Source organism: Phytohabitans sp. LZ39, from assembly GCF_059359075.1.
This window is the reverse complement of record NZ_JCADBM010000027.1, coordinates 79,573-91,553: the sequence shown is the minus strand read 5'-3', so window position 1 is coordinate 91,553 and position 11,981 is coordinate 79,573. Positions and strand designations below refer to the sequence as shown.

9 protein-coding genes are annotated in these 11,981 nt (G+C 73.3%); 2 read left to right on the top strand and 7 right to left on the bottom strand.

Annotated features, from left to right (window positions below):
• Positions 1-374: 374 nt before the first annotated feature.
• The 4 genes from purE to AC5L36_RS38175 are packed head-to-tail and all read right to left on the bottom strand — an operon-like array spanning position 375 to position 6,030.
• Entirely contained in the window at positions 375-866 is a 492-nt protein-coding gene (purE, locus tag AC5L36_RS38190) for a 5-(carboxyamino)imidazole ribonucleotide mutase (RefSeq protein WP_441223532.1), read from the bottom strand.
• Positions 863-1,996 (bottom strand): 5-(carboxyamino)imidazole ribonucleotide synthase, encoded by a 1,134-nt coding sequence (locus AC5L36_RS38185; RefSeq protein ID WP_441223531.1) that lies wholly within the window; start codon positions 1,994-1,996, stop codon positions 863-865. Before AC5L36_RS38185 ends, purE begins: the two co-directional genes overlap by 4 nt.
• A gap of 32 nt (positions 1,997-2,028) precedes the next feature.
• Positions 2,029-3,987, bottom strand: coding sequence for a class II glutamine amidotransferase domain-containing protein (locus tag AC5L36_RS38180; protein ID WP_441223530.1), 1,959 nt, complete (start codon positions 3,985-3,987; stop codon positions 2,029-2,031).
• A 42-nt stretch (positions 3,988-4,029) separates the two neighbouring features.
• On the bottom strand, positions 4,030-6,030 hold the full coding sequence (locus tag AC5L36_RS38175; RefSeq protein WP_441223529.1) for a thioredoxin domain-containing protein: 2,001 nt from the start codon (positions 6,028-6,030) through the stop codon (positions 4,030-4,032).
• 158 nt (positions 6,031-6,188) lie between these two features.
• On the opposite strand from AC5L36_RS38175, the gene AC5L36_RS38170 reads away from it, so the two are divergent.
• A complete protein-coding gene (locus tag AC5L36_RS38170; RefSeq protein ID WP_441223528.1) occupies positions 6,189-7,178 on the top strand; it encodes a hypothetical protein in 990 nt (329 codons plus the stop codon).
• 319 nt (positions 7,179-7,497) lie between these two features.
• Here the strand turns inward: AC5L36_RS38170 and AC5L36_RS38165 are convergent, their stop codons facing one another.
• From AC5L36_RS38165 to mca, 3 genes are all read right to left on the bottom strand, one after another.
• Positions 7,498-10,005 carry a putative bifunctional diguanylate cyclase/phosphodiesterase gene (locus AC5L36_RS38165; protein WP_441223527.1) on the bottom strand — a complete coding sequence of 836 codons (2,508 nt, stop codon included), beginning with the start codon at positions 10,003-10,005 and terminating at the stop codon, positions 7,498-7,500.
• A 244-nt stretch (positions 10,006-10,249) separates the two neighbouring features.
• On the bottom strand, positions 10,250-10,495 hold the full coding sequence (locus AC5L36_RS38160; RefSeq protein WP_441223526.1) for a hypothetical protein: 246 nt from the start codon (positions 10,493-10,495) through the stop codon (positions 10,250-10,252).
• Between the two features lie 24 nt (positions 10,496-10,519).
• Positions 10,520-11,374 carry a mycothiol conjugate amidase Mca gene (gene mca, locus AC5L36_RS38155; protein WP_441223613.1) on the bottom strand — a complete coding sequence of 285 codons (855 nt, stop codon included), beginning with the start codon at positions 11,372-11,374 and terminating at the stop codon, positions 10,520-10,522.
• A 144-nt stretch (positions 11,375-11,518) separates the two neighbouring features.
• Between mca and AC5L36_RS38150 the strand changes: the two genes are divergently transcribed.
• On the top strand, positions 11,519-11,950 hold the full coding sequence (locus tag AC5L36_RS38150; RefSeq protein ID WP_441223524.1) for a DUF4307 domain-containing protein: 432 nt from the start codon (positions 11,519-11,521) through the stop codon (positions 11,948-11,950).
• The last annotated feature ends 31 nt before the right edge of the window (positions 11,951-11,981 follow it).

Sequence of the window (11,981 nt, the reverse complement as noted above, 5' to 3'; positions counted from 1 at the left end):
CCTGCTCCCGGATCGGCGCTCTGGGAAGGCTGCGGGTTTTCGTCGCCGCGGGTAACCGCCGCAGCGGTGTGAGCGGCGCGATATTCCAGATCTCGGAGAGCTAGGGCGCTATTTTCAACCCCAACTCTCCGAGATCTCGAAGTCTCGACCCATGAGCTGGTAACGCTGCGTCAGGATGGCGGAGGTAGGCCCCGCGAAGACTCCCTTCGGGGCTTGTCTCGCGGACCTGCCAGTGGACGGCCGGGGGTCTCGGCTCGCCCCGCGAGCCGCCGGCCGGGAGCGGTCCCCGCGGGAGCATACGGTCTCCAGCTGACGCGGACGGGGGAAATCTGCCGGAGCGCCGCCACGCGCGTAACCCCAACTCCGAAAGCTCTCTAGAGGGTGGCGCGGAGGTTGGCGTCCTTCTGGGCGACCGCCTCGACGAGCGCCTCCTGGAAGGCCACCACGCGCTGCCGCAGCGCTTCGTCCGATGCGGCCAGGATGCGGACGGCGAGGAGGCCGGCGTTGCGGGCGCCGCCGATCGAGACCGTCGCCACCGGGATGCCGGCCGGCATCTGCACGATCGACAGCAGCGAGTCCATGCCGTCCAGGTGCTTGAGCGGCACCGGCACGCCGATCACCGGGAGCGGGGTGACCGAGGCGACCATGCCGGGCAGGTGGGCGGCGCCGCCGGCACCGGCGATGATCACGCGGAGGCCGCGGGCGGCGGCGGACTGGGCGTACTCGATCATGCCGACCGGCGTGCGGTGGGCGCTCACCACGCGCACCTCGTAGGCCACCTCGAACTCGTCCAGGGCCTCGGCGGCGGCCTTCATCGTCGGCCAGTCCGAGTCGCTGCCCATGATCACACCGACCGACACCGTCATACGCCCTCCTGGAGCCAGCGGGCGGCGCGTGCAGCGCGGGCCCGTACCTCGTCCATGTCGTCGCCGAGCGCCGTGACGTGCCCGATCTTGCGGCCTGGGCGGATCTGCTTGCCGTACAGGTGGACCTTGGCGCCCGGGTCGGTGGCGAAGAGGTGGTGCAGTCGCTCGTCGATGCTGATGCCACCGGGCTGGCCGCCGAGCACGTTGGCCATCGCCACCGCCGGGGCGGTCAGCGCGGTCTCGCCCATCGGGTAGTCGAGGACGGCCCGCAGATGCTGCTCGAACTGCGATGTGCGCGCGCCCTCGATCGTCCAGTGCCCGGAATTGTGCGGGCGCATGGCGAGCTCGTTGACGACGATGCCACTGTCCACTTCGAACAGTTCGACGGCGAGCATGCCGACCACGTCGAGCGCCGTGGCGATGTCGATCGCGAGCTGCTGGGCGGCCACCGCGAGCGACGTGGGGAGGCCGGGCGCGGGCGCGAGCACCTCGACGCAGATGCCGTCACGCTGCACGGTCTCGACGACCGGGTAGGCCGCGACCTGCCCGAAGGGTGAGCGGGCCACCTGCACCGCCAGCTCGCGGCGGAGCGCCACCCGCTCCTCGACGATCAGCTCGACGCCCGCCGGCGGCGCGTCGTCCGGGGAGAGCATCCACACGCCACGGCCGTCGTAGCCGCCGCGGACCGCCTTGGCCACCACCGGCCAGCCGACCTCGTCGCCGAAGGCGCGGACGTCTCCGGCCGAGGACACCGGCCGCCACCGGGGCACCGGCGCGCCGAGGGCGGAGAGCCGCTCGCGCATCGCGCGCTTGTCCTGGGCGTACACGAGCGCGTCCGCGCCCGGGTGCACCACCACGCCGGACGCGGCCAGCTCGCGCACCGCCTCGGTGGGCACGTGCTCGTGGTCGAACGTGACGACGTCGCACCCCTTGGCGAACGTGCGCAGCGCCGCCAGGTCGGTGTGGTCGCCGTACTGCACGTCGGCGGCCACGAGCGCGGCACCGTCGTCGGGCGCGACGGCGAGCACGCGCAGCGACTGGCCGAGGGCGATCGCGGCCTGATGGGTCATCCGGGCCAGCTGCCCGGCGCCCACCATGCCGACAACGGGCAGACCGGTTCGGGTATCCATCTCGCGAGCCAGCCTAGCTGGGCCTACACGGTTCACCTCCGCCGGCGCTCCCCCTTCCGGACCGGTGGGTTGCTGAGCACCACCGCGATCGGGTCGGTGGCGAGCGGGTCGTCCGCGCACATCTCGGCGGCGACCGCGGCGTCGAGCTCCCCCGCCACGCCCACCACCCCGCCCGCGCCGACAACCGCGCAGCCGCCGAGCGTCGCGTACGCCTCCTCGGGCAGCGCGGTGCGCAGCGCGGCCAGCACCTCGGTGGCGACCCGCGCCGGCTCTTCCGGCGGCAGCACCACGGCCACCCCGCCGGCACGCGGGCCGCGTACCCCGTGGACGGCGGCCGGACCGACCGCAGCCCGCAGCGCGCCGACCCGCTCGACCGCCACCTGGGCCGTCCACGGGTCGTGCAGGCCGGCCGTGGGGCGGGCCCAGCGGTGCAGCGCCCGCGCGACGGCGCCGGGCCGGATCTCCCACACCGGCCGGGTGCGGCCCTGGACCACCGCGACCGGGTGCGCGGCTAGCAGGACGTGCCACCGCCCGCGCCGGTACGCCTTGCGTCCCAACCCGGCGAGGCACTCGCTCACGTACCAGGCGACCTTTTCCGGCAGCTTGTCGCCGGCCGCGAAGACCTCTGTGGACACCGACACACGGGTCCACTGTGCACTCTTGGCCGTCCGGTGTGGACGCCGCGCGGGCGGCGCCGGTGGAGCAAGGGTGCGGAGCCAACGCTCCACAATGTACCGGCGGAAGACCGCCCCGCTGTCGACCTGCCCGCCGGCAAAGAGCCCGGCCAGCGCTTCCCACGACGGGCGGCGGGCGCCGGGCAGCCGCGGGTGGAGCAGCGCGGCGGCCAGCTCGCCGCGCATCCGCACCAGCACCTCGCGCAGCGGCGGCAGCAGGCTGTGGGTGGCGTGCGCGGTGGCGAACTTGGCCGCCGGCAACGGCAGCGTGCCCTCGACGATCGCGGCCAGCTCGGCGCGGAGCACCGGCCCGGTGGAGGGCAGCGCGCGGAGCGGGAAACGGACGGTCACCCCGTACCGGCTCTCCAGCCGGTCCGCGACGCGCGCGAGGTGAGCGCCGCCGCCCGAGGTGTCGATGAGCGTGTCGACCTCGCCCGCCGTGGCTCGCGCGGTGGCCCAGGTCAGGTAGCTGTCGAGATCGGGCACCGGCTCGCCGAGGTCGGCGAGGAGGCCGTCGAGGTCGAGCTCGTCGGCGAAGTGCGGCTGCGCGCGGTGCCGCGCGCCGGTCGTGGCCACCGGCCCCAGCACGGCCGCGGCGAAGTCGGCCGCCGCCGTGGTGAGTCCGGGAAAAGTGGCTGAGTACACGGTCAGCGCGCGCCGCCCCTCCGGTCCGGTGAGGGCGGCACCGATGGTGGCCGCGCCGGCCAGGCCGTGGCCGAAACGCACGCCGATCCGGCCCCGACCGATCGCCGCGTCCAGCACCGACCGCGCGAAGCGTCCGGCGCCGTCGCGGACGGCCATGGGCTTGCGGGTACGGGTGCCGCCGGCGATCTCCACGACCTCGCCGGGCAGCACGCGCCGGATGCCGGCGTAGAACGTGGCGGCGGTGTCGTCGCACGCGCCGGTGGCGATGAAGCGCCCGACCACGCCCTCGTCCGGCTCGGCCGGCACGCCGGCGGCGAGCAGCGCGCCCGGCTCGGAGGCGGCCAGGATGCCGCCCGCCGTCTCCGCGTAGTAGAGCGGCGGGCCGTCGCCGTGGCGGGCCAGTACGAGGGCGCCGCGTGCGGGGTCGGCGAGGATCAGCGCGTACGGCTCGGCGCCGGCCACGAGACCGGGCGCGCCCCGGCTGGCGTACCCCGCGGCCAGCGCGCTGACCTCGGCGATCCCGTCGACGGCGAGCGCCAGGCCGCCGTGCTCGTGTACGGCCGGCATGCTCGCCCGCACCAGCAGCCGGGTGGCGCCCGCGCGCCAGGTGGCCGGTTCGGCGCCCCGGCGGGCGAGCGCGGTGGAGAGGGCGTGGAGGGCACTTTCAGGCATGCCAAAGGTGGCAGCGATTCCGGCCATTGGCCGATTTTAGGACTATTTACCCCGTATGCCGCGGAGCTGGGCCACGAGTTCACCGGCTTCGGTGACGGGACGGTCGCAGACGAAGCCGCGACACACGTAGGCGGTGGGCTTGCCACCCAGCATCGGGCGGTCCGCGAGCAACGGCACACCCGGCTGGTCCGGCGCGCCGGCCACGATGACCGCGCCGGGCGGGGCGTACTGGCGGGCGGCTTGAAGCAACTCGTCCGCGCCGCCGCCCGCGGCGACGATCGCGATCTCGTACGGCCCGGAGAGCAGCGCCTCGCCGGTCGCGGCCGCGTACCCGGTGAAGCGGGGATGCCTGTCGACGATCGGCGCGACCGTCGCCAGCGCCGCCTCGGCCGCCTCCCGATAGCGCGTTTCGCCGCTCAGCGCGGTGTACGCGGTCAGCGCCGCCACGACCGCGGACAGGCCGGAGGGGGTGGCGTTGTCGGTCGGGTCGGCCGGGCGGGTCACGAGACGTTCGGCGTCGTCGGCCGTGTCGTAGAAGCCGCCACCCGGCGCGGCGAAATGGGCGAGCGCGGCGTCGAGCAGCCGGCCGGCCAGCTCCAGCCACCGCCCCTCGCCGGTCAGCTGGTGCAGCGCGCAGAAGCCCTCCGCCACCGCGCCGTAGTCTTCCAGCACGCCGGCCGGCGCACCCACCACGCCGGCCCGCGACACGCGCCGCAGCCGCCCGTCGACGATGTGCCGCTCGGCCAGGACCGCGCCGATCTCTCGGGCCGCCCGCGCCGTAATCCCGTCGTCGGTGACCATCGCGTGCTCGGCGAGGGCGGTGACGGCCAGCCCATTCCAGGCGGCGACCACCTTGTCGTCGCGCGCCGGCTGGGGTCGCCGGTCGCGCACCTCGCGCAGCCTGGCGCGCACCCGCGTCCACCGCTCGGCCACCGCCGGGTCGGCGTCGTCGACGTCGCGGGCCAGCCGCAGCACGCTCGTGCCGTGCTCGAACGTGCCCGTCGCCGTCACGCCGAACAGGTCGGCCGCCCAGGGACCATCCTCGCCGAGGGCTTCGCCGAGCTGGGTCGGCGTCCAGGCGTACGTCGCGCCCTCCACACCCCCCGTGTCGGCGTCGAGCGCGGAGGCCAGGCCACCCTCGGGCGTGCCCAGCCCATCGAGCAGAAAGGCCGCCGTCTCGGCCGCCACCCGCCCCGCCAGCGCGTCGCCGCTCACCCTCCACAGATGGGTGTACACCCGCAGGAGCAACGCGTTGTCGTAGAGCATCTTCTCGAAGTGCGGCACGGTCCAGGTGGCGTCGACCGAGTAGCGGGCGAAGCCGCCGGCCAGCTGGTCGTAGATGCCGCCCCGCGCCATCGCCTCGGCGGTGTGCCGCACGATCTCCAGGCTCGACTCCGAGCCGGTGCGCTGGTGGTGGCGCAGGAGGAAGAGCAGGTTCATGTGCGGGGGAAACTTCGGCGCGCCGCCGAACCCTCCGTACATCTCGTCCTGCTCCTTGGCGAGCTGGACCGCCGCGGCGTCGAGGATTTCCGCGGTGAGCGGCGTCGTGCGGCCGCCGACGGCCTGGGCGCCACCGATCGCCTCAACCACCGCGGCGCCCTGGCGCATCACGGCCTCGCGCTGGTCGCGCCACGCGGTCGTGACGCTCTCCAGGAGGCGAACGAAGTTGGGGCGCGGGAAGTACGTGCCGCAGAAGAACGGCTGGCCGTCGGGCGTGGCGAACACCGTCATCGGCCACCCGCCCTGCCCGGTCATCGCCTGCGTGGCGGTCATGTAGACGGCGTCGACGTCCGGCCGCTCCTCACGGTCGACCTTGACGGAGACGAAGTTGGCGTTCATGAGCCGCCCCACGCCCTCGTCTTCGAACGACTCGTGTGCCATCACGTGACACCAGTGGCAGGCCGCGTATCCGACCGAGATCAGCACCGGCACGTCCCGCCGGCGCGCCTCCTCGAAGGCCTCCTCGCCCCACGGCCACCAGTCGACCGGGTTTTCCGCGTGCTGAAGCAGGTACGGCGAGGTAGCACTCCCGAGCCGGTTCACTCCTCCACCCTCTCACGCGAACCAGCGCCCCGCCGTGCACGCCGTCAGCCCGTCCATCGCCGGTAATCGCGTCGAGGGCCTGGTAGTGCCGCGTTCGAGTCGTTGGTTCGTTGATTCGCGGCCAACTGCTCATAACCGTCTGCTGCCAGCCTGTGGCCATGCGTACGGTCTGGACCCGGATACGCCCCGTCGTCACCAACGCCTGGCTCGGCTTCGCGGTGCTGGTCGCCAGCGCGGTCGTGTCGGTGTGGAGCATCTCGAGCGTGCCTCAGGCCTCGCCGCTGCCGGTGCTGCTCGGCCTGCTGCCGTGGACCGTCGGCAAGTACGTTCTCTGCCCGCTGCGCTGGCACGCCCTCTCGATGAGCGGGCGGAGCCGCTGGTGGCACATCCGCGCGTACGCGGAGAGCGAGCTGATCGGCCTCGTCTCACCGGTACACGCCGGCGCCGACCTGTGGCGCGTACACCGCCTGCACCAGGCCGGCCTCGGCCGCACCGTGGCGGTCGCCGAGGTCGCGATGGACCGGGTGATCGGCATGGCCGGCATCGCGCTGGGCGTGGTGCTGGCCGGCGTCACGCTGCCGTGGGAGATGCTCGCCGCGTTCGGTGGGGTGGCGGCCGTCGCGGTCGTCGTCGCGCTTGTGGTGCACCGCCGCCGCCCCGACCTGCTCGCCCGCCGCCCACTGCCCGGACCGGGAGTGCTGGCCTTCGGGCTGACGATCTCGGTGGCCTACCAGGTGGGCGTCGCCGGCCTGATCCTCGGCTCGGTCATCGGGGTGGGCAGCGGCGTGAGCCTGCTCGGCCTGGTGACGGTCTTCGCGGCCAGCCAGCTCGCCAGCATCATCCCTCGCTTCGGCGGCGCCGACCCGCACAACGCCGCGCTGGCCGTCGGCCTGGCGTCACTCGGCGTGCCCTGGACCGCCGCCATCGGCGCGATCTCGCTGGTCGCGGTGGTGCCGTGGATCCCAGCCCTCCTCTTCGGCGGCGGCAGCCTCGCCGCCCGGCGGGTGGCCGCCCTCCTGGCCGCACACCCCCGCCCACTGGCCGCCACCCACGAACGCCTCGCGACCCGCCGCCTCATCCCCCGCCGCTTCGCCTCGCGTGGCCTGGCCGCCGACCTGGAGCCCGAGCCGGCAGGCCTCCAGCCCTAGCGATTCTTTTGAGCTACCGCGACGTCCGCCGTGGTCCATGCCGTTGCTCCCGCGGCCTCACCCTGATTCTTTGGTCGCGGTTACCCCTGTTTTTGCCTCCGGCGGGAACGCTCCGGGCCGTCGGGATGGCATAGATCTCGAAGTCGGTCGCTCGATCTGCTTACGCTGCGTTACCTGCGGGCGGTGCCCCTCGTCCGCGCGGTGGGTGGGGTTGGTTGTGAGGCGCGGAGGGTGAGGCCGCGGGAGCAGCGGTCCGGACCACCGCGTACGTCGCGGTAGCCCAAAGCTTGATCTTGAATGGATCCCAAGGGGGACCGGGTCAGGAGGCTCCGTCGGCGCGGAGGGGGAAGACCTGGGCCTGCGCGGAGTCGAGGAGCGAGCGGAGCACAGCCACGATCTTGTCGGCCGGCATGGGCTTGAAGAAGTGGTAGCCCTGCGCCGCGCTGCAACCAAGCGCCGCCAGCGCGGCCCGCTGGTCGGCGGTCTCCACGCCCTCGGCGACCACGCGCAAGCCGAGCCGGTGGCCGAGGTCGACGGTCGCGTTGACGATGGCGGCCGATGTCGGCGCGTCGGCCATCGTGCGGACGAAGGAGCGATCGATCTTGACCTCGTCGACCGGGATGCGGGTCAGGAACGTGAACGACGAGTAGCCGGTGCCGAAGTCGTCGACGGAGAGCTGCACGCCGAGCTCGCGGAGGGCGGCGAGCACCTCGTCGATGACTTCGAGCTCGCTGAGGACGACCGTCTCGGTGATCTCCAGGACCAGGCGGCGGGGCGGCACGCGGTGGCGGCGGAGCAGCTCGGCGATGTCGGCCGGCAAGTGGGGATCAAGCAAACTGCGGGCCGACAGATTGACCGAGATGGGCACCTCGAGACCCTCGCCGGCCCACTCGGCGGCGACGGTGAGCGCCTTGTCGACCACGTACCTGGTGAAGGGCGCGAGCAGGTCGCTGCCCTCGACGGCGCGCACGAAGTCGACCGGGCTGAGCGAGCCGCGGCGCGGGTGGCGCCACCGGATCAGCGCCTCGACGCCGGTGGGCGCGCCGGTGCCGAGGTCGACCGCCGGCTGGAGCGCGAGCATGAGCTGGTCGTCGACGGTGAGGGCCTCGCGCAGCTCGGCGAGCAGGGCCAGCCGGTCGGTGCTCGCCTCGTCTTTGGCGCTGTCGTACCAGGCGACGCAACCGCCGGCCTCCTTGGCCTGGTACATCGCGTTTTCGGCCCGCCGCACCAGCTCGGCCACGTCGGCGGAGCCCGCGGGCGCGACGACCACGCCCACCGACGCCTCGACCGACATGACCACGCCGGCCACCTCGATCGGCGTCGCCAGGTGCTCGACCAGCGCGCGGGCCCGGCGCAGCGCCTGCGGCATGGGCGAGGAGCGGTCGCCGTCGGGCGCTTCGAGGTCGGTCACCAGCAGCGCGAACTCGTCGCCGTCGAACCGGGCCAGCAGCTCACCGGGCTCGGCCAGCTCGCCGAGCCGGGAGGCGATGCCGCGCAGCAGCTCGTCACCGGCGGCGTGGCCGAGGGTGTCGTTGACCTCCTTGAAGCGGTCGAGGTCGAGTAGCAGCAGCGACACCGGCACATCGCGCACGACCTGCCGCAGCGCGGCGTCGCCCTTGAGCAGGAACGCGGACCGGTTGGCCAGCTTGGTCAGCGGGTCGTGCACCGCCTCGAACGCCGAGCGGTCGGTAAGCGCCTTCAGCGCCTGGTGGGTGGCGGCGTCGTGCAGTGCGGTCGCGAGCGCGTCGGCGTACGCCGAGAGGGCCATCTGCTCGCGCTGCCCCGGCTCGAGCGCGCGGGGGAACCTGACGCGCAGCTGCCCCACGCGGGTGCCGCCGACCGACAGGCGCACGACACCCACCTCTTCCGGGATGGTGTCGGGCAGCGGCTCCCGCACGTCGGCCTCGGCGAGGGTGCCGGACGCGTCGCCGGTGTATCGCCGGCGGGAACGGTCGGCGCGGACCACGTCGACCTCGACCGCCTCGGCGCCGAAGATCGCCAGCGCGCCGTTGACCCCCGCGGTGGCGACCGCCCGCTCGTCGAGCCGGCCAAGCTCTCGCGTCGCGGCGGCGAAGGCGGACCACAGCCGGCGCTCCTCGTCGGCGCGCAGGCGGTGACCGTACGTCTGCTGGAGCAGCCACAGCGCGGGCGGGAGCAGCAACAGCCAGCGCAGGTCGCGCTCGATCATGCTGATCACGACGAAGCCGACCAGCACGTTGCCCACGAACATCAGGAACTTCGCGCGGAGGGCGCGCAGGAACAGCCCACCCGCCGGCCGGGCCTGCCGCACAGCGAGCGTCAGCGCCGCGAGCCATCCGGTGATCAGCAGGTATGCCAGGGAGCCGAGCGCCAGCGCACCCGCGAGCACCGGCGTCAGCCGGGCGTCGAACGGGTCGGCGAACGCCCGCGTGGCGACCGCGCCGACCGCCACGGCGACCGTCAGCGAGGCGGCGACGTGGAAGATCTCCAGCGCCGACCGCCGGTCGGTGAAGAACGAGAGCAGCACCCAGGCCAGCAAGGCACCGGCGAACGTGGCCATCGGCAGCCACGCGGCGGGCGCGAGGTAGAGCCCCACGATGAACGCGGCCTCGCCCCAGGTGACGCTCACCGCGCCGGCGCCGACCCGGAAGCGGAGTCGGGCGAGCTGCCCGAGCGCCATGACGCCCGCGGCGATGACACCCCAGGCGATCGGCGGGAGCTCGCCACGGCTCGACGCGTCGGCGGGGAGGAACAACCCGGCGACGGCGGCCGGCAACGCGATGGCGAGCACGACGATGTGGAGCACGCGGATCCGCCGGGGCGCGGCGGTCGCGTGCGGGGCTGTCACGGGTAGCCCCCGCCCGCCGGCGACAGGTCTGTCCGCATACACCCCAAAGGGGGGTGACCGTGGCGAATGTGCATCGGCGCCCCCTTCAGCCCGCGGCTCGGGGACAATGGCCCCCCGGCGAGGCTAAGCCAAACCGGTTTGCGGCAACAGGGGTTGCCGGGTCGGTTTCGCCATCAAGCGGCAAGACCCGCGGACGATGGCGGCCGATCCGGCTCCAGGGAGCGCTCTACTCCCATAAACACGGTCAGGCGCGGTCCGTGCGATCTGTCGGATCTTGGACAGTCTCGGCGGGATCGGCCGGCGGGGTCTCCGCCTCCTGCCCCGGAAAGCGGCCCGGGAGGCGGCGCAGCCGCGCATTCATATTGCGGATCAGCAGCACCGTCGCGATCGCCAGCAGCACGATGATGAACAGCCCCATCGGCCCGGCCAGGCCGCCGGAGCGGGTGTCGCCGAAATTGTTTTCCGCGAGCACCTGAGCAGCCGTCAGCATCACCCCACGGTACGCCTCACCGGGTCACCCGGTCGCGCGCACCCCCGCGAAGAGGTCGGTCTCCGGCATCGAAGTCTCCACGTGGGAAGTGACCAGCTCGTAGTCTTCGGTCGGCCAGATCCGCTGCTGGACCTCCTGCGGCGCGCGGAACCACGGCCCGTCGGGGTCGACCTGGGTGGCGTGGGCGCGCAGCGCGTCGTCGCGCACCGGGAAGAACTCGGCGCACTCCACCCGCGTGGTGATGCGGTGCCCCTTGTCGGTGCCGTCGTCCATCCAGTTGTCGAGCATCTCCTGGTAGGGCGAGTCGAGCCCGGCCGCGACCATGCCCTCGTGCAGCGCCTGGAACTTCGCCCGGGTGAACGTGTGGTGGTAGTAGAGCTTTCGCGGCTGCCACGGCTCGCCCATCCCGGGAAACTGCTCCGGGTCGCCGGCCGCCTCGAAGGCCACCACGCTGATCTTGTGGCACATGATGTGGTCGGGGTGCGGGTAGCCACCGTCCTCGTCGTACGTCAGCACGACGTGCGGACGGAAGTCGCGCATGAGCTGCACGAGCGGGCCGGCCGCCGCCTGCGGGTCCTGGAGCCCGAAGCACCCGTCCGGCAGCGGGGGCAGCGGGTCGCCCTCCGGCAGGCCGGAGTCGACGAAGCCGAGCCACGCCTGGTCGACGCCGAGGATCGCGCGGGCCGCGGCCATCTCGGCGCGGCGGATCTCGGCGATGTTTTCCCAGACGTCGGGGCGGTCCATCTTCGGGTTGAGCACGCTGCCGCGCTCGCCGCCGGTGCAGGTCGCGACCAGCACGTGGACACCCTCGGACGCATACTTCGCCATCGTGGCGGCGCCCTTGCTGGACTCGTCGTCGGGATGGGCGTGTACCGCCATCAGGCGCAGCTGCTCTGCCACTGGAACTCCCCCGGGACACCTGCCGGACCCCCGTGGAGCGCCGGCTGCGAAGATAGTTGCTGGGACATGGACTCAGCCATTCTGGCCGATGCCTCCGACAACGACCGCAGGAGACCACACCCGGTGACCGAGACGCACGCCACAACGGGCCCCGGCGCGCCGGTGTTTCCGCCCGGGCGCTACGGCCGCCGGCGGGAGCCGCGACGCCGCCGCCCGTGGCTCGTCGCGCTGCTGCTCGTCGTGGTGATCGCCGCCGGCGCCGTGCTCTCGCTCCGCCTCTACCGGCAGTACGGCGACCCGACGTACGACGCGCAGGTCCTGCGGTACACGGAAATCACCGACGCCCAGGTGTTGATCGAGTTTCGGGTGACCGTGCCGGCGGGTGGCGACGCGATTTGTGTCGTCCGGGCCCGCTCGCGCGACGGCGCCGAGGTCGGTAAGGCCGAGGTGCACGTCGACGCCGCGCCCGGCGAAACCCGGCCGGAGATCGCATATCGGCTGGTCACGACCGCTCGCCCGATAAATGGGGAAGTGGTCCGCTGCCGAGCGGCGTAAAAATAGAGGCTCGGTCAACATCAGAACACCG

Bases quoted from the DNA above. Each gene is read 5' to 3' on its own strand.
- purE (WP_441223532.1), bottom strand. From the start codon at position 866: ATGACGGTGTCGGTCGGTGTGATCATGGGCAGCGACTCGGACTGGCCG.
- AC5L36_RS38185 (WP_441223531.1), bottom strand. From the start codon at position 1,996: ATGGATACCCGAACCGGTCTGCCCGTTGTCGGCATGGTGGGCGCCGGG.
- AC5L36_RS38180 (WP_441223530.1), bottom strand. From the start codon at position 3,987: ATGCCTGAAAGTGCCCTCCACGCCCTCTCCACCGCGCTCGCCCGCCGG.
- AC5L36_RS38170 (WP_441223528.1), top strand. From the start codon at position 6,189: ATGCGTACGGTCTGGACCCGGATACGCCCCGTCGTCACCAACGCCTGG.
- AC5L36_RS38160 (WP_441223526.1), bottom strand. From the start codon at position 10,495: ATGCTGACGGCTGCTCAGGTGCTCGCGGAAAACAATTTCGGCGACACC.
- mca (WP_441223613.1), bottom strand. From the start codon at position 11,374: ATGGCGGTACACGCCCATCCCGACGACGAGTCCAGCAAGGGCGCCGCC.